The organism is Acidovorax sp. WCS2018Noco2-16, from assembly GCF_031843945.1.
GTDB lineage: Bacteria > Pseudomonadota > Gammaproteobacteria > Burkholderiales > Burkholderiaceae_C > Paracidovorax.
This window is the reverse complement of the sequence record NZ_JAVTJJ010000002.1, coordinates 1-26,007: the sequence shown is the minus strand read 5'-3', so window position 1 is coordinate 26,007 and position 26,007 is coordinate 1. Positions and strand designations below refer to the sequence as shown.

The 26,007-nt window shown below is 58.1% G+C and carries 25 protein-coding genes; 22 read left to right on the top strand and 3 right to left on the bottom strand.

Annotation, left to right across the window (positions count from 1 at the left end; all coding sequences use genetic code 11):
• Nucleotides 1–34: 34 nt before the first annotated feature.
• The 3 genes from RQI28_RS05510 to RQI28_RS05500 form a co-directional block, all read right to left on the bottom strand.
• Nucleotides 35–517: a GAF domain-containing protein gene (locus RQI28_RS05510; protein ID WP_311221613.1), complete on the bottom strand. Its 483-nt coding sequence runs from the start codon at nt 515–517 to the stop codon at nt 35–37.
• A gap of 120 nt (nt 518–637) precedes the next feature.
• Nucleotides 638–2,197 carry a diguanylate cyclase gene (locus tag RQI28_RS05505; protein WP_311221612.1) on the bottom strand — a complete coding sequence of 520 codons (1,560 nt, stop codon included), beginning with the start codon at nt 2,195–2,197 and terminating at the stop codon, nt 638–640.
• A gap of 112 nt (nt 2,198–2,309) precedes the next feature.
• Complete coding sequence (locus RQI28_RS05500) at nt 2,310–3,284, bottom strand: NADPH:quinone oxidoreductase family protein (RefSeq protein WP_311221611.1); 975 nt, start codon at nt 3,282–3,284, stop codon at nt 2,310–2,312.
• Nucleotides 3,285–3,432: 148 nt separating this feature from the next.
• Here RQI28_RS05500 and surE point away from each other — a divergent pair, with 148 nt between their 5' ends.
• From surE to RQI28_RS05390, 22 genes are all read left to right on the top strand, one after another.
• The gene (gene surE / locus RQI28_RS05495) at nt 3,433–4,233 is read left to right on the top strand and encodes a 5'/3'-nucleotidase SurE (protein ID WP_311221610.1); all 801 of its coding nucleotides are present in this window, start codon (nt 3,433–3,435) and stop codon (nt 4,231–4,233) included.
• Nucleotides 4,230–5,003: a protein-L-isoaspartate(D-aspartate) O-methyltransferase gene (locus RQI28_RS05490; protein ID WP_311221609.1), complete on the top strand. Its 774-nt coding sequence runs from the start codon at nt 4,230–4,232 to the stop codon at nt 5,001–5,003. Before surE ends, RQI28_RS05490 begins: the two co-directional genes overlap by 4 nt.
• Nucleotides 5,004–5,014: 11 nt before the next feature.
• Nucleotides 5,015–5,908 carry a peptidoglycan DD-metalloendopeptidase family protein gene (locus RQI28_RS05485; protein ID WP_311221608.1) on the top strand — a complete coding sequence of 298 codons (894 nt, stop codon included), beginning with the start codon at nt 5,015–5,017 and terminating at the stop codon, nt 5,906–5,908.
• Complete coding sequence (locus RQI28_RS05480) at nt 5,905–6,942, top strand: RluA family pseudouridine synthase (protein ID WP_311221607.1); 1,038 nt, start codon at nt 5,905–5,907, stop codon at nt 6,940–6,942. Before RQI28_RS05485 ends, RQI28_RS05480 begins: the two co-directional genes overlap by 4 nt.
• 155 nt (nt 6,943–7,097) lie before the next feature.
• Nucleotides 7,098–7,838, top strand: a complete 741-nt coding sequence (scpB, locus tag RQI28_RS05475) for an SMC-Scp complex subunit ScpB (protein WP_311221606.1) — start codon at nt 7,098–7,100, stop codon at nt 7,836–7,838.
• Nucleotides 7,835–9,166, top strand: coding sequence for a pseudouridine synthase (locus RQI28_RS05470; RefSeq protein ID WP_311221605.1), 1,332 nt, complete (start codon nt 7,835–7,837; stop codon nt 9,164–9,166). The genes scpB and RQI28_RS05470 overlap by 4 nt, the downstream gene beginning before the upstream one ends.
• 82 nt (nt 9,167–9,248) lie before the next feature.
• On the top strand, nt 9,249–9,674 hold the full coding sequence (gene ndk / locus RQI28_RS05465) for a nucleoside-diphosphate kinase (protein WP_311221604.1): 426 nt from the start codon (nt 9,249–9,251) through the stop codon (nt 9,672–9,674).
• A gap of 91 nt (nt 9,675–9,765) precedes the next feature.
• Nucleotides 9,766–10,887, top strand: coding sequence for a 23S rRNA (adenine(2503)-C(2))-methyltransferase RlmN (rlmN, locus tag RQI28_RS05460; protein ID WP_311221603.1), 1,122 nt, complete (start codon nt 9,766–9,768; stop codon nt 10,885–10,887).
• 29 nt (nt 10,888–10,916) lie between these two features.
• Complete coding sequence (gene pilW, locus RQI28_RS05455) at nt 10,917–11,741, top strand: type IV pilus biogenesis/stability protein PilW (RefSeq protein WP_311221602.1); 825 nt, start codon at nt 10,917–10,919, stop codon at nt 11,739–11,741.
• Between the two features lie 64 nt (nt 11,742–11,805).
• Nucleotides 11,806–12,642 (top strand): RodZ domain-containing protein, encoded by an 837-nt coding sequence (locus RQI28_RS05450; protein WP_311230410.1) that lies wholly within the window; start codon nt 11,806–11,808, stop codon nt 12,640–12,642.
• A gap of 33 nt (nt 12,643–12,675) precedes the next feature.
• A complete protein-coding gene (gene ispG, locus RQI28_RS05445) occupies nt 12,676–13,929 on the top strand; it encodes a flavodoxin-dependent (E)-4-hydroxy-3-methylbut-2-enyl-diphosphate synthase (protein WP_311221600.1) in 1,254 nt (417 codons plus the stop codon).
• Between the two features lie 121 nt (nt 13,930–14,050).
• Nucleotides 14,051–15,310, top strand: coding sequence for a histidine--tRNA ligase (gene hisS, locus RQI28_RS05440; RefSeq protein ID WP_311222049.1), 1,260 nt, complete (start codon nt 14,051–14,053; stop codon nt 15,308–15,310).
• Nucleotides 15,311–15,324: 14 nt separating this feature from the next.
• On the top strand, nt 15,325–16,011 hold the full coding sequence (locus tag RQI28_RS05435; protein WP_311221599.1) for a tetratricopeptide repeat protein: 687 nt from the start codon (nt 15,325–15,327) through the stop codon (nt 16,009–16,011).
• A 29-nt stretch (nt 16,012–16,040) separates the two neighbouring features.
• Complete coding sequence (bamB, locus tag RQI28_RS05430; protein WP_311222048.1) at nt 16,041–17,162, top strand: outer membrane protein assembly factor BamB; 1,122 nt, start codon at nt 16,041–16,043, stop codon at nt 17,160–17,162.
• A gap of 11 nt (nt 17,163–17,173) precedes the next feature.
• Nucleotides 17,174–18,529, top strand: a complete 1,356-nt coding sequence (der, locus tag RQI28_RS05425; protein ID WP_311221598.1) for a ribosome biogenesis GTPase Der — start codon at nt 17,174–17,176, stop codon at nt 18,527–18,529.
• A 78-nt stretch (nt 18,530–18,607) separates the two neighbouring features.
• Nucleotides 18,608–18,868: an RNA chaperone Hfq gene (gene hfq, locus RQI28_RS05420; RefSeq protein ID WP_404976873.1), complete on the top strand. Its 261-nt coding sequence runs from the start codon at nt 18,608–18,610 to the stop codon at nt 18,866–18,868.
• 56 nt (nt 18,869–18,924) lie between these two features.
• The gene (gene hflX, locus RQI28_RS05415; RefSeq protein ID WP_311221596.1) at nt 18,925–20,100 is read left to right on the top strand and encodes a GTPase HflX; all 1,176 of its coding nucleotides are present in this window, start codon (nt 18,925–18,927) and stop codon (nt 20,098–20,100) included.
• Between the two features lie 53 nt (nt 20,101–20,153).
• Nucleotides 20,154–21,518, top strand: a complete 1,365-nt coding sequence (hflK, locus tag RQI28_RS05410) for an FtsH protease activity modulator HflK (protein WP_311221595.1) — start codon at nt 20,154–20,156, stop codon at nt 21,516–21,518.
• 9 nt (nt 21,519–21,527) lie between these two features.
• Entirely contained in the window at nt 21,528–22,424 is an 897-nt protein-coding gene (gene hflC / locus RQI28_RS05405) for a protease modulator HflC (RefSeq protein WP_311221594.1), read from the top strand.
• A gap of 252 nt (nt 22,425–22,676) precedes the next feature.
• The gene (locus RQI28_RS05400; RefSeq protein ID WP_311221593.1) at nt 22,677–23,825 is read left to right on the top strand and encodes an ATP phosphoribosyltransferase regulatory subunit; all 1,149 of its coding nucleotides are present in this window, start codon (nt 22,677–22,679) and stop codon (nt 23,823–23,825) included.
• A gap of 28 nt (nt 23,826–23,853) precedes the next feature.
• The gene (locus RQI28_RS05395) at nt 23,854–25,230 is read left to right on the top strand and encodes an adenylosuccinate synthase (protein WP_311222047.1); all 1,377 of its coding nucleotides are present in this window, start codon (nt 23,854–23,856) and stop codon (nt 25,228–25,230) included.
• A 61-nt stretch (nt 25,231–25,291) separates the two neighbouring features.
• Complete coding sequence (locus RQI28_RS05390; RefSeq protein WP_311221592.1) at nt 25,292–25,816, top strand: phosphoribosyltransferase; 525 nt, start codon at nt 25,292–25,294, stop codon at nt 25,814–25,816.
• Nucleotides 25,817–26,007: the final 191 nt, after the last annotated feature.

Sequence of the window (26,007 nt, the reverse complement as noted above, 5' to 3'; positions counted from 1 at the left end):
GGGGCCCGGGCGATCGTGGGCCCGCCAGGGAGTGTCAGACCGCTGCGGGTCTTTTGTTCAGATAAGCCGGCAACAGCCGCGCAGCCTTTTGCAGCAGGGCGAATTCTTCGTCGGGCAGTGCGTGCCGCTCCGTGTCGAAGTGGCAGAGCGTGCCGTAGAGGCTGCCATGGTTGTCCAGCAGCGGCAGGCCATGGTATGAGCCCATCACGCCCTGGTATTTGTGGCCATCCAGCCGGCTATCGGCGCCCGTATCAGTGGAGGTGAAGCCGCCGTCGCGCATCACGAACTGACAAAAGCTGTCCTGCAGGGGAATTTCCGCCAGGAAGTCGGGGGTGACCACGCCCTGCTTATCGAAAAGATGCATGTTGCGCAGTACAGAACCCTCCAGGCGATACACCGCCGTGTAACGGTGCTTCACCCGCGCGTTCAAGAAAGACAGCCCTGCGGGCCCGGTGACCTGAAGCAGGGCTTTATAGGCTTCAAAAGCATCACGCGTTTCGACAGAAGGTGGGCTCATGTAACAGCCTCGTCGGGTGTTTTTTTAGAATGCGGGAGTGTAACGATCTGCCATTCCCTGTGTTTTGCAGGGCTGCTGAAGAACTGCTTTGGAACGGGGCAAGGACAAGCCGCGTCGCTGTCACGCTGCTGTAACGCGATTCTTTCCAGCCCGCTTGGCCAGGTACATGCCCTGGTCCGCCCGGCGAATGGCGTCGTCGCTGCTTTCCAGCGCTGCCAGCTGCGCGACGCCGGCGCTGAAGGTGATGAGCACCTTTTCCTGCTCGCGCATGAAGTAGCGGGTGGTCAGCTCCCGCTGCAGGCGGGTCATGGCGTCCACGCCCTGCGGCAGAGCCGTGTCGGGCAGCACCAGCACGAATTCTTCGCCTCCGTAGCGCGCGAGCATGTCTTGCGGGCGCATGACTTCGCGAGCGACTGTGGCGAGGTGGACCAGCGCCTGGTCACCGCTGGAATGCCCCAGCCGGTCGTTGATGGCCTTGAAGTTGTCCAGATCCAGCAGCGCGACGCACAGCGGCGCATCGTTGCGCCGCGCACGGGCGATTTCCCGCTCCATCACCTCATCCAGCCCCTTGCGGTTGAGCGAGCCGGTCAGCGGATCGTGCCGCGCCTGGGCGCTCGCTTCATTGAGTGCCTGCTGCAGCTGTGCGATCTGGGCGTGGCGGACCTCGGAGCGCTCGCGCAAATGATGCAGTTCGTCACGCGCCACGCGGCTGTCGACCGCCATGGCGCGAGTGGCCGACATCACCCGTTCCAGCAGCGGAGTGATTTGCTGCAGTTGCGTAGCCTGCCCAATGCGTTCGGCGCAGTCTTCCAGCGTGTCGTGGTACGAGTTGCTCGACTGATCCATCTGTGCAAGGCGGTCGATGAAGGCAGCCAGCAGCTCCTTCATCTGGTCCTGCGCTTCCAGCAGGCGTGTCTTGGCCTCGGTCTGCTTAAAGATCACGTCTTTCAGACGGCGCTGCACGTCGTCGAGCCGGCGCAGGGTCAGCGGCGGCGTGGACGCAGCAATCAGTGCTTCGACCTGGCCATGCAGCCATTGGTCGTCCAAGCTTAGCGCGGCGATGTTTTCAAACACCATCTGCAGCAGCGCCAGCAGACTGGTGCGGATCGCCGCCTGGTCCTCTGTGGCAAAAGACAGGCGATAGCTGAAGTTGTTCAGCATCAGTTGCAGGGTGGACGCTGGTGGCGATGGCTGTTTCAGAAACTGGATGAGCTGAGCCGCCAACTCGTGTACCCGGGCGTCGTCTTCGCCCAGCGCAGGCATCAAGGTGTCGACCAGTCGCACTAATTGTTCGGCCAGTTCGTCAGGCAGGTGGGCCGTTACTGCAGCGCTCGCGTGGCTCTCGGGCAAAGAAGCGTGTGCAGATGCAGTCGTAGATGCAGATGCGGTGCCGGTCAGCCCCAGATTGGCGTAGCCGACCAGCACTCCCTGCATTGCGGCCCAGTCGTTGGCTGCCACGGCGTTTTCGAACATCCCCAGCAATCGCTTCTGCGCGGGCGTCTGGCCCGGCAGAACGCGTGCGATCTGCCGCAACGGGCCTTCGGGGAAGGCCGGGGCGCTGTTGATGCCGGCGATCTCGTCATAGAGCGCCTGGTAATTGTTGGGAGTAGGCGGCAGCCTGCGTGAAGCCAGCAGCTTGAATGTTTCACGCGCGAGTTCGGAAGGGTTTCGGTCTGCCATGCGAGGCGCCACCATCAGGTCGAGAGGGTTGCGAGTTTGCCAGAGCCGGGCTTTGTTGAACAGGAATGCGATCCCGGCGTCGGCGGCGCGCTACGCCGGTCCCGTGTGAAGCTCAGTTCACCATCACCAGTTTGCCCATCACCCCGCGCGAACCCATGTGGGCGTAGGCGGCCTTCAGCTGCGCCATCGGCATGGTGCGGTCGATGATGGGTTTGATCTTGCCTTCGGCATACCAGCGCGCCAGCTCGCCCATCATGGCCGCGTTGTTCTTGGGCTCCCGTTTGGCGAAGTCCCCCCAGAACACGCCCACCAGCGATGCGCCTTTGAGCAGCGCCAGGTTCAGCGGCAGCGAGGGAATCGGCCCCGCTGCAAAACCAACGACCAGATACCGGCCGCGCCAGGCGATGGAGCGGAATGCGGGCTCGGCATATTCGCCGCCCACCGGGTCATAGATCACGTCGGGGCCGCGGCCCTCGGTCAGCGCCTTGATGGCGTCGCGCAGGTTTTCCTGGCTGTAGTTGATGACCGCGTCAGCACCGACCGAGAGGCAAAGCGCGCATTTTTCTTCCGTCGATGCCGCGGCGATCACGCGGGCGCCCTTCGCCTTGGCGATCTGGATGGCAGCCGTGCCCACGCCACCGGCGGCGCCCAGCACCAGTACGGTCTCGCCAGCCCTGAGTTGCGCCCGGTCCACCAGAGCGTGGTGCGATGTCGCGTAGATCATGATGAACGCGGCAGCGTCCACGTGCGAGAAGCCATCGGGCAGGGGCATACACAGTGCGGCCGGCGCGATCACGTGGGTGGCGAATCCGCCTGTGCCGCTGAGGCAGGCAACGTTCTGCCCGGGGTGAAGGTGGGTGACGCCTTCGCCCACGGCCTGCACGACGCCCGCGTACTCCGAACCCGGAACGAAGGGCAGGGGAGGTTTGATCTGGTATTTATTCTGAACGATCAGCAGATCGGGAAAGTTCAGGCTGGCCGCCTTGATGTCGATGAGCACTTCGCCTGGCTTGGGTGCTGGCGTGGGTTGTTCGGTCCAGGTGAGCGCGTCAACGCCCGTGGGGTCGGTGCAAAGCCAAGCGTGCATGGTGAAGTCTCCGTTCTTCGATGCGCCGCATCATAGGTGTGGGGCGGTGGTGGCATTGTCCCTGTAGCGACGGCATGCGGCCCGGGAGCACTGCGCAGGCTGTGTAGGGCGACGCCTACAATCCGCCGCATCCAGCCACACCCCGATCATGAAGATTCTGATTTCCAACGACGATGGTTTCCAGGCGCCCGGCATCGTGGCGCTGCACGATGCGCTGCAGTCCATTGCCGAGGTGGAAGTGGTAGCTCCTGAACACAACAACAGTGCGAAGTCCAACGCGCTGACGTTGCATTCGCCGCTGTACGTTCACCGTGCGTCCAATGGGTTTCGCTACGTGAACGGCACACCAGCCGACTGCGTGCACATCGCGCTCACGGGGCTGCTGGGTTACCGGCCCGATCTGGTGGTGTCTGGCATCAACAATGGCGCCAACATGGGCGACGACACCATCTATTCAGGCACCGTGGGCGCGGCGATGGAAGGCTATCTGTTTGGCATTCCAGCCATCGCTTTTTCGCAGGTGGACAAGGGGTGGGGCGAGATAGAAGCGGCCGCAAGCAAGGCGCGCGAGATCGTGCTGCAGATGCAGCAGCAGAGCCTGTGGGGCGACGCCGAGGCTCCATGGCTGCTCAATATCAATATTCCGAACATGCCGTTCGATGCGCTGCGATCCATCAAGCTCTGCCGGCTCGGCCGGCGTCACGCGGCAGAGCGCGTTATCGAACAGCAAAGCCCGCGCGGTGAAATGATGTACTGGATCGGCAGTGCAGGTGCTGCCAAGGATGAGGCGGAGGGCACCGACTTTCACGCCACGGCGCAAGGACATGTTGCGATGACGCCGCTGAAGGTCGATCTGACCGATCACGACGGGCTCGGGTACTGGGCGCAGGCTGCAGCACGCCTTGCACCAGAAGACGCTTCAAAATCCCCGGCCAGCGAGGCTTCATGACGCAGCGCCGGCCAGGCTTTCCTGCGCGACTCGATGCGTCGCCGAATGCTGCTTCCCCCCGCCCGGCGAACGGCGTGCCACGCGTGATGGCACCGGCCGCGCCTCAAGGGCTGGGGCTCGATTCCGCAGCGGTTCGCGCTCGCATGGTGCAGCGCCTGGTGTCATCCGGTATCCAGGCGGGTGCGGTGCTGTCCGCCATGGGTGCCGTGGAGCGGCACCGCTTCGTGGACAGCGCTCTGGTCAATCAGGCCTACGAAGACACCAGCCTGCCGATCGGGCTGGGTCAGACGATCTCCAAGCCCAGCGTCGTTGCACGCATGGTGGAACTGCTGATGGGCGCGGAGATCGCACGCGGTGGTCGTGGCCTGGGACGCGTGCTGGAGATCGGCACGGGTTGCGGCTACCAGGCGTGTGTGTTGGCGCGCGTGGCACGCGAGGTGTACACCGTCGAGCGGCTGCGTGCGTTGCATGAAAAGGCGCGTGACAACCTGCGCCCGCTGCGGCTTGCCAATGTGCATCTTTTGTTGGGTGACGGCATGCTGGGCTACGCGAAGGGCGCGCCGTATGCCGCGATCATCTCGGCGGCCGGCGGCGAGATTCTTCCGCAGCATTGGTGCGATCAACTGGCCGTGGGCGGCCGGCTGGTGGCGCCCACTGTGGGTACGAACGGCCGGCAAGTGCTGCTCGTTATTGACAAGACTCCGCACGGACTTCAACAGAGCGTTCTGGAGGCCGTGCACTTTGTCCCCCTAAAATCGGGGATTGCCTGAAGGGATTGCTTATGTTGGTATCGCGTGGTCTTGTTGCTTGGGGTTCTATCGCGCTGGCTGGCTTGGTGCTGGCGGGCTGCGGCACCCGTGTCAACAGGGCTCCGGTCGAAGATCGCGGCACGGCCGCCGGTTCGATCGCAACGCCAGCGACGGTGGTCGCTCCTGCCGTCAAGCCGTTGCCTGGAGCTGAAAACGCTGGCAAGGCGGGCTACTACACCGTCAAGCCGGGCGATACGCTCATTCGCATTGGACTGGAGCATGGTCAGTCCTGGAAAGACATTGCCCGCTGGAATGGCTTGGACAATGCGAATCTGATCGAAGTGGGTCAGGTGCTGAGAGTGGCGACGCCCGGAGCCGCAGCGCCCACTGGTAATGCGGTTGTTGCCGCTGATTCCGGGGTTGTCACGCGCCCCGTGAACTCGTCCCCTCTGGCGCCGCTGCCAGCTGCCAGCGCGGCCAAGCCCGGCGCTTCTGCTGCGGCGCCTGCGCCTGCAGCTCCTGTTGCGGCGACTGCTCCTGTCACTGCGGCCAACGAAGACGACATGCCCTTCATCTGGCCGTCTTCTGGCCCGTTGCTGGCAGGGTTTGATGAGGCGCGCAACAAGGGTTATGACATCGGTGGCAAGGCTGGAGATTCCGTACTGGCTGCTGCAGACGGCCGGGTCGTGTACGCGGGTGCTGGCCTGCGTGGCTACGGAAACCTGGTCATCCTCAAGCACAACAATACGTATCTCACGGCCTATGCCCACAACCAGACTTTGCTGGTCAAGGAAGATCAGAACGTGCGCCGTGGACAGAAGATCGCCGAGATGGGCAGCACCGACACCGATCGCGTGAAGCTGCACTTCGAAATCCGCCGGCAGGGCAAGCCCGTGGATCCCGTGCGCTACCTGCCCTCCCGTTGAGCGGCGAGACTGCGTCCGCGCCAGAGGGCTATCAGCCCGACGACGGGGATGATACAGGCCCTGCGGATTTCGATGCGCAGGCGCCTGCCGATGGGGCGGAGAGCGAGATCCGGCATCTGACGGCCGGCGCTGCACACCACGGCTCGCGCCTGGACAGGGCGTTGGCAGAGATGGTTCCGGAGTTGTCCCGAAGCTATCTGCAGCAACTGCTGTCGCTGGGGTTGGTGCATTGCAACGAAGTGCCAGCGTCCAAGCCCGCTTCCAAGGTGAAGGCAGGCGACCGCATCACGGTGGAAATACGTCCCACCGAGCAAAGCCAAGCCTTCAAACCCGAAGCCATGTCTTTGAACGTGGTGTACGAAGATGAACACCTCTTGGTGATTCACAAGCATGCTGGTTTGGTGGTGCACCCCGCGCCGGGCAACTGGAGCGGAACGCTGCTCAATGGCTTGCTGGCGCGAGATACGCGGGCATGCCTCGTTCCCCGAGCAGGAATCGTTCACCGGCTGGACAAGGACACCAGTGGTTTGATGGTGGTTGCACGTGACAGAGCCACCATGGATGCATTGGTGCGAATGATTGCTGCCCGTGAGGTGTCGCGACAGTATTTGGCGCTTGCGTGGGGACGCTGGCGCCACGGTGCGCAGCGCCGTGTGGACGCACCCATTGGCCGCGACCCTCGCAATCGCTTGCGCATGGCGGTGGTCGATCTCGGAGTGAATGCTGGCAAGCCTGCGCGTACCGATATCGACGTACTCGATACCAACGCAGAGGCAAGCTTGGTGCGTTGTACGCTGCACACTGGTCGAACGCATCAGATTCGGGTGCACATGGCTTCGCTCGGACATCCGCTGGTGGCTGACTCTCTCTATAGCGGAGCTGCTGGTGCTGGGCTGCAGCGGCAAGCGTTGCACGCCTATCGACTGGCCTTTGTGCACCCTGTGACAGGCGCCCCCATGGACTGGGCAGCACCGTTACCCTTGGATATGCAAGCGGCCATTGATTTTTGGGGCCTGCGCTACAATCGGGCTTGAGTCCGCACTGACTTGGTGTCGACAGAATTTCTGCTCCGGCATGGCGTGATGCCCATCGCTGCTTAAGCGCTTCTCCTCTCTCTTGTTCCCTGTTGTGCTGCTAGGTGGTGTAACGCACACCCCGCTGCGCAATTTCTCCGGGACTGCTGAAAATCATGAATACGGTGGATGCAAAAAGGGTTCTTGAAACCGCCCTGATCTGTGCGCCCCAGCCCGTGACTGTGCGCGAATTGCGCGGTCTTTTTGATGATGCTTTGGGTGCTGACACACTAAAGACTATCTTGCTGGAACTGCAGCAGGATTGGTCCCAAAGCGGTGTCGAACTGGTGCAGGTGGCGTCTGGTTGGCGCTTTCAGAGCCGGCCTGAAATGCGAGAGTATCTTGATCGCTTGCACCCTGAGAAGCCGCCTCGCTACACGCGTGCGGCGTTGGAGACCCTGGCCATCATTGCGTATCGGCAACCGGTGACCCGGGGCGACATCGAAGATGTTCGTGGCGTGACGGTGAACAGCCTGATCGTTAAGCAGTTGGAAGATCGTGGTTGGGTCGAGGTGATCGGTCACCGCGAGACGGTAGGTCGGCCAGCGCTTTTCGCCACGACTCGGCAATTCCTGGATGATCTGGGCTTGCAGTCGCTGGATCAATTGCCGGTGTTGGACGACTCGGTCGTTCAAACCAGCATGTTCGATGCGCTGGAACTGGTCGACACAGAGACGACCGAGCAGCCCCAGTTGGCAGATCTGACAGAGACGCAAGGGCAGAGCCCGTCCACCACGCAGATCACGGATGTGGAACAAGCGGACATCGTTAGCGAGGGCGGGCAGGCCGCTGTAGCAACAACGCAGGTTGATGGGGCTGATGAGCCGGATCGAACTGCTACAGGAAAAAAACAATGAATGACTCCACTCCAGACGAGCCCGTAGCTGACTCGAATTCCGTGCCAGCGGCAACGAGTGCGGCCGGCTCACCACGCGGTAGCGATGCTCGCAAGGGGCGTGATGACCGCTCTCGCAACGGGGCGGCGATCCCTCGTGGCAAAGAGCACCCGCGGGCAAAAAAAAATGAGCCTGAGCAAGGTTACGAATTCGCCGATGTGGTCTCAGGGCAACTCGATCAGGACGAAGCGGCCGACGACTTGGTGCCCGCAAAGCGGGTGTTGCAGCCGCAGGTGGAAACGCCGAAGTTGCACAAGGTTTTGGCCCAGGCTGGCTTGGGTTCGCGGCTGGAAATGGAGCAGTTGATCCTGGAGGGGCGAATTTCGGTCAACAACGAGCCCGCCCACGTAGGCCAGCGCATTCAGCATGGCGACCAAGTGAAGGTCAACGGAAAGCTGATTCGCTACCGTATCGATCCGCCGCCGCCGCGTGTCATTGCTTATCACAAGCCTGCAGGTGAGGTGGTGACCCATGACGACCCGCAAAACCGCCCCACGGTCTTTCGCAAGCTGCCTCGTTTGATGCAGGGCAAATGGCAATCGGTGGGGCGGCTGGATCTGAACACTGAAGGTCTACTTCTTTTCACCAGTTCCGGGGAGCTGGCCAACCAACTGATGCACCCCCGCTTCGGGCTCGAACGCGAATACGCTGTTCGAGTGTTGGGTGCCTTGAGCAACGAAGAAAAGCAAAGGTTGCTCGACGGGGTGCAGTTGGACGACGGTTTTGCTGCTTTCGGTTCCATCGAGGATGGTGGTGGCGAGGGTTCCAACTGCTGGTATCGCGTGACGATTTCGGAAGGGCGTAACCGTGAGGTTCGCCGCATGCTGGAGGCCGTCGGCCACGCCGTCAGTCGTCTTATCCGCATTCGTTACGGCGCCATGATGTTGCCTCGCGGACTCAAGCGCGGCGCTTGGCTGGAACTGGATGAGCGGGATATCCGGGCCTTGGCCAGCGCAGCCGGCACTGGCCGTGCACGAGCCGATGAGAGTCAGGTCAGCACCGACGTGTCAGCCGAGCGTGCAAGCGTACGAAGCCCTAGCGGCGCGCAAGGTCGTCCCGGCGGCGGGTATGGCAAGGCGGGGAATGGAGCTGCTGGCCGGGCACCCCAGACGCGCAGTGGAGATGGTCGAGGCAAAGGCAGCGGAGCAGGCGGTGTGCCGGGTAAGGGTGGTCAACCAGACCCCATGAAGACATCGGTGGGCTACATTGGCAGCGATAGTCTGCAGAGGCAACGTCAAGACCAGAAGCGCAGCAACGGTGGGCCTGGCCCTCGCCGCAGCGGGCGCTAGGGAATTGCGGCCGGGCTAGAATCGAGAGCTTTGTCCGCAGGGCAAAAACTACCGAAACCTCTTGTTCATCAGGAATAAAACAATGGCTATCGAACGCACTCTCTCCATCATCAAGCCCGACGCAGTGGCTAAAAACGTCATCGGTCAAATCTATGCTCGCTTCGAAGCTGCCGGCCTGAAGGTTGTCGCTGCGCGTATGGCTCACCTGTCGCGTCGCGAAGCTGAGCAGTTTTATGCAGTGCACAAAGAGCGTCCTTTCTTCAAGGATCTGGTCGATTTCATGATCTCCGGTCCTGTGATGATCCAGGCGCTGGAAGGCGAAAACGCGATTTTGAAGAACCGCGAATTGATGGGTGCAACAGACCCGAAGAAGGCAGAAGCCGGCACGATCCGTGCTGATTTTGCAGACAGCATCGACGCCAATGCCGTGCATGGTTCAGATGCGCCTGAAACGGCACAAGTCGAAATTTCGTTCTTCTTCCCTGGCCTTAATATTTACTCGCGGTAATGGGAACTTGCTGCGTGCGGCTGCTGAAGCCTGATGCTTTGCTTGAGTGTGCTGCACGCGGCCAACGGCGGTTGCCGGCCCGAATGACGTCATGACCACGAACCTGCTTGATTTCGATCTGGACGGGCTGGCTGCTTTTTGTGAGCGGCTGGGTGAGAAGCGTTTTCGGGCAACTCAGCTCTTTCGCTGGATTCATCAGCGTGGGGCGAGCGAATTCGACGCAATGAGCGATCTTGCCAAGTCGCTGCGTGAAAAGCTGAAAGGCGCTGCCGATGTGACCGGCCTTCGTGTCATCAGCGAGCACGTATCAACTGATGGAACGGTCAAGTGGCTGTTCGACGTCGGTGATGGCAACGCGGTCGAGTCGGTATTCATCCCCGAAGACGATCGTGGCACGTTATGTGTGTCGTCTCAGGCGGGATGTGCGGTGGGATGCCGTTTCTGCTCCACGGGACACCAGGGGTTCAGCCGTAATCTGACCACTGGCGAAATTGTCGCTCAGCTTTGGTTTGCGGAACATGCTCTGCGCACCCGGTTGGGTGTATCTGAGCGTGTGATTTCCAATGTGGTGATGATGGGAATGGGCGAGCCGCTGCAGAACTACGGTGCGTTGGTGCCGGCGCTGCGGGTCATGCTAGACGATCATGGCTACGGGCTGTCTCGCCGCCGAGTTACTGTGTCTACCTCGGGCGTTGTCCCGATGATGGACCGCTTGGCTCAAGATTGCCCTGTTGCGCTGGCAGTGTCGCTGCACGCGCCCAATGATGCGCTTCGTGACAATCTCGTGCCCCTGAATCGCAAGTATCCGATTGCCGAGTTGCTGGACACTTGCAATCGCTATCTGCAGCATGCACCCCGTGACTTCATCACGTTCGAGTACTGCATGCTGGATGGCGTGAATGATCAACCAGAACATGCGCAGCAACTGATCGAATTGGTGCGAGTGCACGCCAGCAAGGGCGTGTGGTGCAAATTCAATCTGATCCCCTTCAACCCTTTTCCTGCTTCTGGGTTGCATCGCTCGTCCCCTCAGCAAGTGTCGGCTTTTGCCAAGCTGCTGAGCGATGCAGGTATCGTCACGACAGTGCGCAAGACGCGCGGTGATGACATTGACGCTGCATGTGGTCAGCTTGCAGGGGATGTGAAAGATCGCACGCGGGTCTCAGAGCGCATGGCCAAGCAGCGAGTGATAGCGCTCAAGCAAGTGTCTTAGCGGCGGGCATGCACACCAAGGGGACAGACATGACGAATTCAAAGGCCCGATGGCAACGCGTGGGTGCCATGGCAGGCACTGCGTTCGCGAGTATGTTTCTCATGAGTGGATGTGGAACTGCAACGACCGACCAGTCGGCCTATGCGGCCGATCCGGTCGTTACGCCATCGGATGAGTCGGAGGTGCGCAGGCGCGCGCGCATTCGCCTTGAATTGGCGGTCAACTATTTTCAGATGGGACAGACGACTGTGGCGCTGGATGAGGTCAAGCAAGCGGTTGCGACAGATCCTGCTTTTGCGGATGCCCACCATCTGATGGCGCTCGTCTACATGCGGCTGGGGAATTTCGCCCAAGCCGAAGAAAGCCTTCGACGGGCTCAGGGGCTGAAGCCGGGCGACCCAGACATCATGCACAACTTCGGTTGGCTCCAATGTCAGCGCCAGCGCTACGCCGAAAGTAGGCAGTGGTTCGACCGTGCGTTGGCCGTGCCTACTTACACGGCTCGCAGCAAGACGCTGATGTCGCAAGGAATCTGTCTGGAGCGTTCGGGTGACACGGCTGCGGCAGAGCAGGCGCTGACCAAGGCATATGAGCTCGACGCGGGCAGTCCTGTCATCGGATACAGCTTGGCATCGCTGAAATTTCGAAAAGGTGACGCCAAGCAGGCTCAGTTCTATGTCCGAAGAGTGAACAACGGAGAGTTTGCGAACGCTGAATCGTTATGGCTCGGGGTGAGGGTCGAGCGGGCGTTGAAGGACTCGATCGCGATGCGCCAGTTGGGCGAGCAGTTGCGCAAGCGGTTTCCAGATTCGAGAGAGTTGCTAGCTTATGAGCGAGGCGCATTCGATGAGTGAGATGCCAGAGAATGAAGTGAATAGATCAGATGATCCTGTAAGCGGTGCAGGCGAGACGGCAGGCATGTTGCTGCGCGATGCCAGGCAGACGGCAGGAGTCCACATCGCCGCGTTGGCAGTAGCCTTGAAAGTGCCCGTGTACAAGCTGGAGGCGCTGGAGGCCGATAGCTACGATGTTTTTCCTGATGCCGTATTCGTGCGTGCTCTGGCTTCCAGTGTGTGTCGCGCCCTGAAGGTTGATCCCGCTCCTGTTCTGGCATTGTTGCCTCAGGGGGCTGCGCCCCGTCTTTCCGCTGATCGCGGAATCAATGCGTCCTTCAAGGATGGCAATGCGCGTGGCTCCAGTGGTGGCGGGTCTGCGGTTCCCCGGTCAGTCGTGGCTGTGGTGCTAGTGCTGTTGCTGGCGGCACTCGCCATGGTTTTTGTTCCTCGCGCGGTCGATGCGCCTCTGGCATCGGTGGAGTCAAAGCTTTCGGATTCGACGGTGGGCTCCCCGAGCAGCATACCGACGGCGTCTGCCAGCGTGGGGTTGTTGCCAGCGTCATCGTCCACGCCAACGAATGCCAATGCCTTGGTTGCCGGTCAACCTCAGTCCAATGCTCCTGGATTTGTGGCAGCGCCTTTGGTTGCAGCTAGTCAGCCGACTCCCACGCCCGCTGCGAGTGATGCGGTGCTCGTCATCACGGCGACCGCGTCTTCATGGGTACAGGTGCGAAATCTGTCTGGTGGGGGTGTGACGCAGAAAATCTTGAATGCAGGTGATAGGCTGGTAGCGTCGGGGTCACCACCATGGGCTGTGGTGATAGGAAAGGCTGATGCAACGACCGTGCTGCTGAGAGGCCGTCCGATGGACATCACCAGTGCGACGCGCGAGAACGTAGCTCGGTTTGAGGTGAAATAAGTGACAAATGACACTTCGGCAAGCCCCATTGCGATGGCGGCACCCACTAAGCGAATTTCCCGTCAAGCAAGCATTGTTTGGGGCTCGCGTGTGGTGACTGTGGGCGGCGGAGCGCCTGTGCGCATTCAGTCCATGACCAACACGGATACCGTCGATGCCATTGGCACCGCGATCCAGGTGAAAGAACTGGCGCAGGCGGGCTCCGAGTTCGTCCGCATCACTGTGAATACGCCTGAGGCGGCAGCTGCAGTACCTTACATTCGGGAGCAGCTGGATCGCATGGGTGAAACCGTGCCTCTCGTCGGAGACTTTCACTACAACGGTCATCGCTTGCTGACCGAATATCCCGACTGCGCCCAGGCGCTTTCAAAGTATCGGATCAATCCGGGCAACGTTGGCAAGGGTGACAAGCGGGATCGCCAATTTGGCCAGATGATCGATGCGGCCATGCGGTGGAACAAGGTCGTAAGGATTGGGGTGAATTGGGGCAGTCTGGATCAGGAACTGCTGGCCCAATTAATGGATGTGAATAGCCGGCGCGCTGAGCCTTGGGATGCGCGGCAGGTCATGTATGAGGCGCTGATTACCTCGGCTGTGGAGTCCGCCCGTCGTGCCGAAGCCATGGGTCTTGATGGAAACCAGATCATCTTGTCGTGCAAGGTCAGCGGTGTGCAAGACCTGATTTCGGTGTATCGCGAGTTGGCAAAGCGCAGTGACTATGCCTTGCATTTGGGCCTGACTGAGGCGGGCATGAGTACAAAAGGAACGGTTGCTTCTACGGCGGCGTTGTCGGTGCTGCTTCAAGAAGGCATTGGCGACACCATTCGGGTATCGCTGACGCCCCAACCTGGTGAGGCTAGAACCCAGGAGGTCGTAGTGGCCTCTGAAATCTTGCAGGCACTGGGCATGCGCTCATTCGTTCCAAGCGTCACGGCCTGCCCGGGCTGCGGACGCACTACAAGTACGACCTTCCAGGAGCTTGCAAAACAAATCGATGACCACTTGCGATCGCAGATGCCTGTATGGCGCCTTCGTTATCCCGGCGTGGAAAAAATGAAGGTCGCTGTGATGGGGTGTATCGTCAACGGCCCAGGTGAGAGCAAGCATGCTGATATCGGGATAAGCCTGCCTGGAACTGGCGAGGCGCCCGCTGCACCGGTCTTCATTGATGGACAGAAAGTTTTGACACTGCGTGGCGACAACATAGCCCAGGAATTCCATGAGCTTGTGGACCAATACATTGCCAAGCGCTTTGGCCAAAATCAACCGGCTGTAATCACCGGCTAAAGCGCTTTCCTCCGCAGGCTTAGCAAGACAGGGCAATCAAGGCCCAAATAAAACATCAAAAATCGTGAGTAACAATCAACAAACACTGCACAAGCCACAGAAGCTTGTTGCGGTGAAGGGCATGAACGATGTTCTGCCTCCAGAGTCAGCCCAATGGGAGTGGTTGGAAGGCAAGGTTCGCCATCTCATGGAGCGATACGCCTATCGCAACTTGCGCACTCCGATCGTCGAACCGACAGCGCTTTTCGTGCGCGGTTTGGGAGAGGTGACCGACATTGTCGAAAAGGAGATGTATTCCTTTGAAGACCGACTTAACGGCGAACAACTCACATTGCGGCCAGAGGCGACAGCTGGTGTCGTGCGGGCTGTGGTTGAGCATTCCATGCTGTATGACGGCGGTAAGCGTCTCTACTACATGGGCCCCATGTTCCGCCATGAGCGCCCTCAACGTGGGCGATACCGGCAATTTCATCAAATCGGCGCAGAGGCGCTTGGCTTCTCGGGCGCGGAGGTTGATGCGGAGTTGATCCTTTTAGCCGACGCGTTGTGGAAAGAGTTGGGTCTGACCGAAGTCCGACTCGAGTTGAATAGTTTGGGTCAGCCTGAAGAGCGCAAGAGCCACCGCATTGCTTTGATCGCTTACCTTGAGCAGCATGTAGATCAGCTCGATGAGGAGGCTCGTCGCAGACTGCACACCAATCCGCTGAGAATTCTCGACACCAAAAATCCGGACTTGCAGGGCTTGGTGGACGGCGCTCCCAAACTTCTGGATTTTCTAGGTGAGTCGTCGTTGAGGCACTTTGAAAGCGTCAAGCGGATTTTGGATGCGAACGGCGTGGCTTGGCAAATCAACCCTCGCTTGGTCCGCGGCATGGACTACTACAACCTAACCGTCTTTGAGTTCGTGACCGATCGGCTCGGCTCCCAAGGAACCATCTGTGGAGGCGGGCGCTACGACTATCTCATCGAACAGGTGGGAGGAAAGTCGGCGCCAGCTGTGGGGTGGGCGATGGGTGTCGAACGCGTATTGGAACTGGTCAAGGAACTAGGCCTAAGCGGGCAAGAAATCATTCCCGATGCCTATGCCATCGTACCTGACATCAATTTCTTGCCGGTGGTGATGGCATCACTTCAGCAACTACGCGCACTGGGCGTGAGTGTGCAGATGCACGCATCGACGGGCGACTCCATGGGAAGCATGAAGTCCCAATTCAAAAAAGCCGATGCAAGCCTTAGCCGCTATGCACTGGTGTTCGGCGCGGATGAACTGGCGCGCGGGAATGTCATTGTCAAATCGCTGCGGGATGGCAGTGGCGACCAGATCGAACGCGTTCTGGCTGACTTATCCAATTGGGCCGTCACCCTACAATCTTCTCGCTGAAACACATCACCATCATGGCAAATCATTTCGATCTTGAAGAACAAGAGCAGCTTGATCAACTCAAGCATTTCTGGAACACATGGGGCACCCTGATTAGCGGCGTTCTGATTGTGGCGTTTGGATCCATTGCGGCCTGGAACGGGTATCAATATTGGCAGAACCGCCAGGCTACGCAGGCTTCGGCTTTGGCTGATGCGATGGAATCTGCCGTCAGTGCATCTGACGCTGCTCGCATCGAACAGGTGTTGGGCGATCTGAAGTCGCGTTATGCCGGCACGATACAGGCCAGCCAAGCAGGCCTGACCGCGGCGCGAGCCCTCGCTGATACGGGCAAGCCCGAGGCAGCTAAAGCGGCGCTGGAGTGGATGACGCAAGGAGCTGTCGACGACGGATATAAGGCGCTTGCTCGGCTTCGTCTTGTGAGTTTGCTTATTGAAGAAAAAGCTTATGACCAGGCGCTGACACAGCTTTCAGGTCCGACACCCGTTGGCTTTGATGCAGCATTCGCGGATCGCCGGGGTGATGTGCTGGCGCTTCAGGGCAAGAAAGCGGAGGCCGTAGCTGAGTACCAGCGCGCTTACAAAACATTTGATGAACGAGTTGAATATCGTCGCCTTGTGGAGGTCAAGCTCAACGCACTTGGCGCACAGGTGCCGCAGCAAGTAGCGGTATCTACTGCTCAGTCCGGAGGTGTTCAATGATGCGTGATTGGGCGAGCCAATGGCGGCCTATGGCTGCCGGTGCGGTGGTAGTCGGTTCGGTTGTGCTTTTGACTGGCTGTTCTCTGTGGGGTGGGGTGTCCAAGCCCAAGCCCGCAGAGCTTGGGCCAAACGTCCCTGTACTCGCGGTGCGCCAAGCGTGGACGGCAAAGATCGGCTCCACGGCCGGCTTGCCGATGGAAATTCTAGTCAATGGCAGCACCGTGACGGTGGCATCTGTTGATGGGACAGTGGCAGCGATCGATGCCCGCACTGGAGGCGATGTGTGGCGAGCGTCTGTGGGCGGAGCTCTTTCGGCGGGTGTAGGCGGTGACGGAAAGTGGACGGCTGTCGTCACGCAGAAAAACGATGTCGTCGTTCTGTCTGGCGGTCGGGAGATTTGGCGGCAACAGCTGCAAGCCCAGTCGTATACACCGCCTTTGGTTGCCGGCAATCGCGTATTTGTTCTGGCTGCAGATCGCTCGCTATCAGCTTATGACGCGGCTACGGGGCAGCGGTTATGGAATCAGCAACGCCCGGGTGAGCCTCTAACGCTGCGCCAACGCGGGGTGCTTATGGCGGTGGGGGATACTCTGGTGGCTGGGTTGTCGGGGAGACTAGTAGGACTTAACCCTGACTCTGGCACCGTGCGCTGGGAGGCGCCGTTGGCAAGCCCCCGCGGAACGAATGACGTGGAAAGGCTGGTGGAAATCGTAGGTCCTACCAGTCGCATTGGAGACGTGGTCTGCGCTCGCGCGTTTCAAGCTGCCGTAGGGTGTGTGGATGCGCGTCGCGGAACTGTCAACTGGACACAGATCGCTAACGGTGCTGAGGGTGTGCACGGTGACGACAATTTCTTGTTCGGCGCCGAAAGCAATGGGACGGTGACTGCATGGCGTCGACAAGATGGCGCCAAGGCATGGTCTTCAGAGCGGTTGCAATATCGCAAATTGACCGCCCCGCTGATGCTGGGGCGATCGGTGGTCATTGGTGATGAATCAGGACTGGTTCACTTGCTTTCGCGTGATGACGGCAGTCCCTTGAACCGCCTTACTACAGATGCGTCAGGCGTCGCCATCGCTCCGGCAGCATCTGCAGACACGCTTGTGGTCGTGACGCGCAGTGGCAGCATTTACGGTTTCCGCCCAGAGTGACAGGATTCCAAATGAAGCCAGTAATCGCTCTAGTGGGGCGGCCCAATGTGGGCAAATCTACGCTTTTTAATCGTTTGACGAAGTCGCGAGACGCGATCGTGGCGGATTTTGCGGGTCTTACTAGAGACAGGCATTACGGTAACGGCAAGCAAGGCAAGCACGAGTACATCGTGATCGATACTGGCGGTTTTGAGCCAGATGCTTCTGCAGGCATTTACCGCGAGATGGCAAAGCAGACGCAGCAGGCTGTCGCCGAAGCTGATGTTGTCGTGTTTGTGGTGGATGCTCGTGCAGGGGTTTCCGCTCAAGACCACGACATAGCGAAATACCTTCGCCGGTTGGGAAAGCCTTGCGTACTCGTTGGCAATAAGGCCGAAGGAATGCTGGAGGGCGTTCAGCTGGCAGAGTTTTATGAATTGGGGTTGGGCGAGGTTCATCCTGTGTCGGCGGCGCACGGGCAGGGAATTCGCAGCTTGGTTGATGTTGCACTGGCGCCGTTGCAGTTACCTGATCCGGGTGATGAGGTGCTGGATGGTGATCCGATTGCCGTTCGTTTGGCTGTAGCGGGGCGGCCCAACGTAGGAAAGTCGACGCTGATCAATACGTGGTTGGGCGAAGAGCGCTTGGTGGCGTTTGACATGCCAGGAACCACGCGAGACGCTATTTCGGTGCCTTTTGAGCGCCAAGGCCAGAAGTTCGAGTTGATCGACACAGCGGGGTTGCGCCGCAAAGGCAAGGTGTTTGAGGCAATCGAAAAATTCTCGGTGGTCAAAACCTTGCAGGCGATCGAATCAGCCAACGTAGTGCTGCTGTTGCTTGATGCCACACAAGGCGTTACTGATCAGGACGCACATATCGCAGGGTATGCCTTGGAGAGCGGGCGCGCAGTCGTGCTGGCGGTGAACAAGTGGGATGCTGTCGATGACTACGGGCGCCAGACGTTGGAGCGTTCAATCGAAACGCGGCTTTCGTTCCTTAAATTCGCGTCGATACATTTCATCTCGGCGAAAAAGCGGCAGGGTCTTGGCCCGGTTTGGGCGTCTATTGTCCAAGCGCACAAGTCCGCAAACTGCAAAATGTCGACCCCAATATTGACGCGGTTGTTACTTGAGGCGGTTCAGTTTCAGAGCCCTAAACGCTCTGGAATGTTCAGACCCAAGCTTCGGTACGCCCACCAAGGGGGGATGAATCCTCCGGTGATCATCATCCACGGGAACTCGCTTGAACACGTCACAGAGGCCTATAAGCGCTTTCTTGAGGGGCGGTTTCGGAAAGAGTTCAACCTCGTTGGAACGCCACTCAGAATTGAGATGAAAACATCCCACAATCCGTTTACCCAAGACGAAGGCAGAACTGATCGCCGGTAAAGCCTTTTGGTCTATGCGGCCTAACGCCTGTGGTAAGGTGCACTTTTACAACAACATTCTTTGAACACGGAGAATATCGTGAGCAACAAGGGCCAACTCCTTCAAGACCCGTTTCTGAATGCGCTTCGCAGAGAGCATGTTCCGGTGTCAATTTACCTCGTTAACGGCATCAAGCTGCAAGGGCAGATCGAGTCTTTTGACCAGTATGTAGTGCTGCTTCGTAACACAGTCACCCAGATGGTCTACAAGCACGCGATTTCGACAATCGTGCCTGGTCGCGCTGTAAATTTCACTACGGCCGACTCTGGAGATGCTGCCGAGGTGGGCGCTCCTGCTTGATACTTGTCGTTCATTTTTCTTACGCGTCTCTTCGGCGCGGCAATTAATCTTCAGTCTTGAGTTCCTCTGACGCTTCTGAATCGCCGACAACGCCTGTCGTATTAGTGGGGGTGGACTTCGGTCTGCCACATTTTGATGGCGAGTTGGAAGAGCTTGGCTTGTTGGCTGAAACTGCAGGTCTCATTCCTGTAGCACGGTTGACCTGCAAGCGAAAAGCGCCAGATGCTGCGCTGTTCGTTGGCAGCGGAAAAGCGGACGAAATCCGGGCGCTGGCGCAAATGCATGGCGCGAAGGAGGTATTGTTCGATCAGGCATTGAGTCCGGCTCAGCAGCGAAATCTCGAGCAGCAGCTAGAGTTGCCCGTAACTGATCGAACATTGCTCATTCTGGAAATATTTGCTCAACGAGCACGAAGTCACGAAGGGAAGCTTCAAGTTGAGCTTGCCAAGCTTCGGTATCTGAGCACAAGGCTGGTGCGTCGCTGGTCTCATTTGGAGCGACAGCGGGGAGGCATTGGTGCGCGGGGGGGGCCGGGGGAGACTCAGATTGAGTTGGACCGGCGAATGATCAGCGATGCCATCAAGAGGACTCGGGAGCGATTGGTAAAGGTTAAGCGGCAGCGATCAACTCAGCGCCGGCAGCGCGAACGGCGTGACACTTTCACTATTTCGCTTGTTGGGTACACCAATGCGGGGAAGTCCACGCTGTTCAATGCGCTGGTTAAAGCTCGAGCTTACGCAGCAGACCAGCTTTTCGCCACGTTGGACACCACCACGCGCCAGCTTTACCTTACTGAAGCTGAGCGTTCTGTATCTTTGTCTGACACTGTGGGATTCATACGTGATCTTCCGCACGGTTTGGTAGACGCTTTTCAGGCGACTTTGCAAGAAGCGATTGATGCTGATTTGCTGTTGCATGTAGTAGATGCGGCAAATCCCGCGTTTCCTGAGCAGATCGCCCAGGTTCAACGCGTTTTGGCTGAAATCGGTGCGGTCGACATTCCTCAGCTGCTCGTATTCAATAAATTGGACGCGGTTGCAGCTGACGCTCGCCCAAACACTCAGCAAGATGAGTATGAGGTGGATGGTGTGCCAGTCCCTCGGTTGTTTGTCAGTGCCCGAACGGGCGAGGGCTTGCCGAAGCTGCGGCAGCACCTCGCGGCGACACTGATAACGGCACGCGATGATATGACCCCTGGCACCGCTGCTGAATTGAATAGAGGCGATGACTGATTGGGCACAATGCCCAACTGCTCCATGTCTTTAGAGAACCTGAGATTTTCCGCATGAACCTGCATCGACGTGCCTTCCGCTGGGCTCCTGTGCCCCAGCGACTTAGGGGAATGTTTAATTTGAACGACCCACGCTGGGGTCGTGGCGACGACAAGAGCGAAAGCTCTGATCGTCCGGAGCCTGACCCCTCTGCGACATCTAGGCCGCAGGGGCAGCGAGGCCGAGAGCAGGGAAACACTGGCCAACCTCCAGACTTGGACGAACTTTGGCGGGACCTTAATCGCAAGCTGGGTGGACTGTTCGGTGGAAAAAATGGAGGAGGGCATGGCCCTTCCCATGGAGGCGGTGGATTCCAGCCGGATATGAAGAATGCAGGGGTAGGTGTTGGCTTGATCGCAGGCGTCGCTCTCCTAATCTGGCTCGGCACCGGTTTTTTCATTGTCCAAGAAGGCCAGCAAGCCGTTATTACTCAGTTCGGCAAGTACAAGAGCACTGTGAATGCCGGGTTCAATTGGCGATTGCCTTATCCCATTCAGCGGCACGAATTGGTTTTCGTGACCCAAATCCGCTCTACTGACGTCGGGCGCGACAGCATCATCAAGAGCACCGGTTTGCGCGAGTCGGCCATGCTCACTGAAGACGAAAACATCGTCGAAATTAAATTTGCAGTGCAGTATCGTTTAAGCGACGCCAGAGCTTGGTTGTTTGAGAGTCGAAATCCCGCAGACGCGGTGGTTCAAGCCGCTGAAACTGCAGTTCGCGAGGTCGTTGGCAAGATGCGTATGGATACCGCTTTGGCTGAGGAGCGCGATCAAATTGCTCCGCGTGTAAGGGCTCTCATGCAGGTCATCCTTGATCGCTACAAAGTAGGTGTCGAGGTGGTGGGCATTAACCTCCAACAGGGGGGTGTGAGGCCGCCGGAACAGGTCCAGGCCGCGTTTGACGATGTATTGAAAGCTGGGCAGGAGCGTGAGCGTGCTAAGAACGAAGCACAGGCCTATGCCAACGACGTGATTCCACGTGCAGTAGGTTCCGCTTCCCGTTTGACGGAGGAGGCTGGCGCTTACAAAGCACGTATCGTTGCGCAGGCGCAAGGGGATGCACAGCGATTCAGCTCAGTGCTTGCGGAATACCAAAAGGCTCCGCAGGTAACCAGGGATCGGATGTATTTGGAATCTATGCAGCAGATCTATACCAACGTAACGAAGGTTTTGGTGGATTCACGCCAAGGTTCGAATTTGTTGTATTTGCCACTGGACCGAATTATGCAAAGCGTTGCTCAAACCACAGCGGGCGCTTCCGTGCCAGCGTTGGAAACCCCGCCAGCCGCAACAACTGGGTTGCCTCCTGCGGCTTCGTTTCAGAACGATCCCCGTGTACGTGATACCGGCCGCACGCGTGAGCGCGAGTCGCGATAGGAGATAGCTGTGAATAGAGTCGGACTTATCGCTTCTACCTTCTTGGTATTGCTAGCGCTGTTGAGCTCAATGCTGTTTGTTGTGGATCAGCGCCAGTTTGGTGTGGTTTACGCATTGGGGCAAATCAAGGAGGTAATTACTGAGCCTGGGCTGAACTTCAAATTGCCTCCTCCGTTCCAAAACGTACGCTATATCGACAAGCGGCTTTTGACGCTTGACAGTTCAGACACTGAGTCTATGTTAACTGCTGAGAAACAGCGTGTCGTTATTGATTGGTATGTGCGTTGGCGCATTTCAGATCCTTCTGAATACATCCGTAATGTGGGACTCGACGAAAACGCAGGAGCCGTTCAACTCAATCGCGTAGTTCGCAATGCCTTTCAGGAGGAGGTCAACCGCCGCACGGTTAAAGAACTTCTTTCGCCCAAGCGAGAGGAGCTAATGTCCGAGGTGAAGCGTGAAGTCCTTGAGTCAGTGCAAGGCAGCAAGCCATGGGGTGTTGATGTTGTCGATGTACGAATCACCCGCGTCGATTATGTGGAAGCGATTACGGAATCGGTTTACCGACGAATGGAAGCTGAGCGGAAACGTGTTGCTAACGAGTTGCGTTCTACTGGTGCCGCTGAGGGTGAAAAAATCCGTGCAGATGCTGATCGGCAACGGGAGATTACGATTGCCAATGCCTATCGCGACGCTCAGAAGTTGAAAGGAGAGGGGGATGCTGATGCCGCGCGGATATACGCAGAGGCGTTCGGTCGTGACCCGCAGTTTGCCCAGTTTTATCGTAGTCTCGAAGCTTACAAGTCCAGTTTCAATAAGAAAAGCGATGTGATGGTGGTAGATCCCTCATCTTCTGAGTTTTTTAAGGCGTTCCGTGGCACCCCTCCCACCTCCCAAAGGAATTAGGGGCTGTTATGCGGTTGCTTGCAGAGGCCGCGGGATTGTGGTGCCGTGAATGAGAAGTAGGCGTGCGTTTGCCTCCTTCACCTCGCAACGGCTAACTTTGTGATTTGTATGATGGCATTGGGCTCGCGTTGCGCGAATCCAGCGCCCCACTGACACGCGATTCGCCTTTATAGAACAGCTAAGGCGGATCGCAGCATGGGAGTTAGAGGCATAGCCGGTAGAATCGCGTTTTTAACAGCCTCAACTTTTCTCATGTCTGCTTGGGTCCTGCCGGATCACATTGCTGATGTGCTGCCTTCTGAAGCGCGGCACATCGAAGAATTGCGCAGAGGACTGCTAGACACTGCTCGGAGCTATGGCTACGAGTTGGTCATGCCGCCTATGCTCGAACATCTCGAGTCTTTGTTGACGGGGGCTGGGGAAGCGCTCGAGCTTCAGACATTCAAATTGGTGGATCAACTATCAGGTCGCACTTTGGGCCTGCGCGCCGACACTACACAACAGGTAGCGCGGATTGATGCACATCTTCTGAATAGACGTGGTGTCAGTAGGCTGTGCTACTGCGGTCCGGTGCTCCACACCCGGCCAGATAAGCCGCATGCAACTCGCGAGCCATTACAGTTCGGTGCTGAAATCTATGGTCACTCGGGCATTGAGGCCGACGTGGAGAGCGCGCTACTTGCCTTGGAGTGCCTGTCCGTTGCACAAGTGGCCGGAGTCAGTGTGGACTTGGCCGACGTGCGCGTACTGCGCTGCATGCTAGCCGGCATTCATGTTGATGCACTCCGTCTTCACAACATCCACAATGCGTTGGCGGCTAAGGATGCTGGGGGTCTGAAGTTGCTGACGGTTGATTTTCCTTCCGAGGTGTCGAACGGGCTCAACGCACTGCTGCGACTTTACGGAAACATTGACGTCCTGGATGACGCGCAAGGCTTGTTGGGGCACATACCCGGCGTGACCTCAGTCTTGAACGACCTGCGGAGCTTGGCGAGCAGGCTGCAGCCTGCAAGTATCACTGTTGATCTCGCTGACCTTCGCGGGTATGCCTATTACAGCGGCGCTCGTTTTACCATGTATGCGCCAGGGGCGAGTGATGCCTTGGTGCGGGGTGGGCGTTACGACGAAGTAGGCGCAGCCTTCGGACGCAATCGTCCAGCCGCAGGGTTCAGTCTTGATATCAAGCAACTGGTTAGCGTGATCTCACCTCGACCTCTTAAAGCCGCGATTCGCGCGCCGTGGGGTGATGGTTTTGACGCAGATGCTGCGGTCGCTGCTCTTCGCCGTCAGGGCGAAACGGTAGTTTGCGTACTGCCAGGGCATGAGAGCGAGGTGGATGAATTCCACTGCGACAGAGAGCTCTATCAAGTGGATGGACGCTGGGCCGTTCGGTCTGTCTAAGCATTTTGACAATTCAATCGGGTTAGAAATGAAAGCAAGCAAAGGTCGTAACGTCGTTGTCGTTGGCACTCAGTGGGGTGACGAAGGCAAAGGTAAGCTGGTTGATTGGTTGACCGAAAGTGCGCAAGGCGTAGTGCGATTTCAGGGTGGACACAATGCAGGGCACACGCTAGTCATCAACGGGGTAAAGACCGCATTGCACTTGATTCCCAGCGGAATCATGCGTCCTGGGGTGAAGTGCTACATCGGGAATGGCGTAGTGTTGTCGGCCGCTAAATTGTTCGAAGAGATTGAAGGGCTCGAGAAGGCAGGTGTCGAGGTGCGTTCGCGTTTGCGTGTAAGTGAAGCATGTCCGCTGATCTTGCCTTTCCATGCAGCACTTGACGTCGCCCGCGAAGCCGCTCGGGAGCACGGGGGCGTCGAGAAAATTGGCACAACTGGCCGAGGTATCGGGCCCGCTTATGAGGACAAGGTCGCGCGACGAGCCTTGCGTGTGCAAGATTTGAAGTATCCAGATCGGTTTGCGGCAAAGCTCCGCGAACTCTTGGAGTTGCATAACCATGTGCTGCGCTCTTTCTTGCACTCCGGAGATTTCATATTCCCAGAGACGCTTAGGCCTTATCTTCACGATGGGGAGGTTGTGTTCGAAGTGGTGTATGAAGAAGCCATGCGTCATGCTGAGTTACTGCGCCCCATGATGGCTGATGTTTCTCGCGAACTAAATGAAGCGCACGTAGCGGGCGAAAACCTGTTGTTCGAAGGTGCGCAAGGTACGCTGCTCGATGTTGACCACGGCACTTATCCCTATGTGACCTCTAGCAACTGTGTTGCCGGGAATGCTTCAGCGGGTGCGGGCGTGGGCCCCAGCATGCTTCATTACGTTCTGGGCATCACAAAGGCATACTGCACTCGTGTGGGTGGGGGACCATTTCCAACGGAGCTCGATTGGGAAAAGCCGGGTACTCCTGGATATCACATGAGCACGGTTGGCGCTGAAAAAGGTGTCACTACCGGTAGAAGTCGCCGGTGTGGCTGGTTTGATGCCGCCCTTCTTAAGCGCAGTGCGCAAGTCAACGGGTTGACTGGTCTTTGCATCACCAAGCTCGATGTGCTTGACGGATTAGAAGAACTGCAGCTTTGCGTGGGGTACGAACTAGATGGTGCCCGAATCGATCTGTTGCCGATGGGTGCCGATGAGATTGCCCGTTGCACACCTGTTTACCAAACAATGTCTGGATGGAGTGATTCGACGGTAGGGATCACTCGTTATGAAGCGCTGCCACTGGGAGCACAAAGGTACCTCAAGCGAATCGAAGAAGTCACGGGCGTGCCGATCGCGATGATCTCCACTAGTCCTGATCGCGATCACACCATCCTTGTGAAGAACCCATACCTCGCTGATTGATGGGCATACCCACGAGTCGTTCGGCTCGTGAGCGCTCTTTGCTATTAATTTAGGACCCACTATGTTGACGGAAGACGGCAAGCATCTTTATGTGAGCTATGACGAGTATCACAGCCTCATTGAAAAGTTGGCCCTCAAGGTTCATCAGTCTGGGTGGGAGTTCGATACCATTCTTTGCTTGGCCCGAGGTGGCCTGCGCCCGGGCGACATCCTCAGCCGAATTTTCGATAAGCCGCTTGCCATCATGTCGACCAGTTCTTACCGCGCTGAAACGGGTACTGTCCAAGGGCATCTCGATCTGGCGCGATTCATCACTACACCCAAAGGTGAAATAGCCGGGCGTGTGTTACTTGTCGACGATCTGGCGGATTCGGGGCACACTTTGAACTCGGTCATTTCCATGCTCAAGACGAATTACGTACCGATCACAGAACTCCGAAGTGCAGTGATCTGGACTAAGGGCTTGTCTGCGTTCACGCCGGACTACTCGGTAGAGTTTTTGCCTACCAACCCCTGGATCCATCAACCATTCGAGGGTTACGACAGCTTGAGTCCGTCAAAGTTGCTTGAAAAATGGCGTGTTTGAAGAAAGAACAGGCAAGTTGTTGCTAGCAGCCAGTTGAAAGCTGTATACTTCACGGCTTGGCAGTGCGGAGGGTTTCTTGGAAAGCTTCTGTGGTGTTGGGAAGAAATTTTGGGTTTTGAGTTGCGGCGGGTTAAAAAGTCGTTGTAGAATTCAAGGCTTCGCTGATGAGGTGGGATGCTGGTGACGGCAGA

What these genes read in the sequence shown, in the direction of transcription:
- RQI28_RS05395 (WP_311222047.1), top strand. Translation starts at nt 23,854, where the DNA reads ATGAAAGCAAGCAAAGGTCGTAACGTCGTTGTCGTTGGCACTCAGTGG.
- scpB (WP_311221606.1), top strand. Translation starts at nt 7,098, where the DNA reads ATGAATACGGTGGATGCAAAAAGGGTTCTTGAAACCGCCCTGATCTGT.
- bamB (WP_311222048.1), top strand. Translation starts at nt 16,041, where the DNA reads ATGGCTGCCGGTGCGGTGGTAGTCGGTTCGGTTGTGCTTTTGACTGGC.
- RQI28_RS05505 (WP_311221612.1), bottom strand. Translation starts at nt 2,197, where the DNA reads ATGGCAGACCGAAACCCTTCCGAACTCGCGCGTGAAACATTCAAGCTG.
- surE (WP_311221610.1), top strand. Translation starts at nt 3,433, where the DNA reads ATGAAGATTCTGATTTCCAACGACGATGGTTTCCAGGCGCCCGGCATC.
- RQI28_RS05500 (WP_311221611.1), bottom strand. Translation starts at nt 3,284, where the DNA reads ATGCACGCTTGGCTTTGCACCGACCCCACGGGCGTTGACGCGCTCACC.
- hflK (WP_311221595.1), top strand. Translation starts at nt 20,154, where the DNA reads ATGAACCTGCATCGACGTGCCTTCCGCTGGGCTCCTGTGCCCCAGCGA.
- RQI28_RS05485 (WP_311221608.1), top strand. Translation starts at nt 5,015, where the DNA reads ATGTTGGTATCGCGTGGTCTTGTTGCTTGGGGTTCTATCGCGCTGGCT.
- rlmN (WP_311221603.1), top strand. Translation starts at nt 9,766, where the DNA reads ATGACCACGAACCTGCTTGATTTCGATCTGGACGGGCTGGCTGCTTTT.
- RQI28_RS05470 (WP_311221605.1), top strand. Translation starts at nt 7,835, where the DNA reads ATGAATGACTCCACTCCAGACGAGCCCGTAGCTGACTCGAATTCCGTG.
- RQI28_RS05490 (WP_311221609.1), top strand. Translation starts at nt 4,230, where the DNA reads ATGACGCAGCGCCGGCCAGGCTTTCCTGCGCGACTCGATGCGTCGCCG.
- RQI28_RS05450 (WP_311230410.1), top strand. Translation starts at nt 11,806, where the DNA reads ATGTTGCTGCGCGATGCCAGGCAGACGGCAGGAGTCCACATCGCCGCG.
- RQI28_RS05400 (WP_311221593.1), top strand. Translation starts at nt 22,677, where the DNA reads ATGTCTGCTTGGGTCCTGCCGGATCACATTGCTGATGTGCTGCCTTCT.
- der (WP_311221598.1), top strand. Translation starts at nt 17,174, where the DNA reads ATGAAGCCAGTAATCGCTCTAGTGGGGCGGCCCAATGTGGGCAAATCT.
- hisS (WP_311222049.1), top strand. Translation starts at nt 14,051, where the DNA reads ATGAACGATGTTCTGCCTCCAGAGTCAGCCCAATGGGAGTGGTTGGAA.
- RQI28_RS05390 (WP_311221592.1), top strand. Translation starts at nt 25,292, where the DNA reads ATGTTGACGGAAGACGGCAAGCATCTTTATGTGAGCTATGACGAGTAT.
- pilW (WP_311221602.1), top strand. Translation starts at nt 10,917, where the DNA reads ATGACGAATTCAAAGGCCCGATGGCAACGCGTGGGTGCCATGGCAGGC.
- ispG (WP_311221600.1), top strand. Translation starts at nt 12,676, where the DNA reads ATGGCGGCACCCACTAAGCGAATTTCCCGTCAAGCAAGCATTGTTTGG.
- RQI28_RS05435 (WP_311221599.1), top strand. Translation starts at nt 15,325, where the DNA reads ATGGCAAATCATTTCGATCTTGAAGAACAAGAGCAGCTTGATCAACTC.
- RQI28_RS05510 (WP_311221613.1), bottom strand. Translation starts at nt 517, where the DNA reads ATGAGCCCACCTTCTGTCGAAACGCGTGATGCTTTTGAAGCCTATAAA.
- ndk (WP_311221604.1), top strand. Translation starts at nt 9,249, where the DNA reads ATGGCTATCGAACGCACTCTCTCCATCATCAAGCCCGACGCAGTGGCT.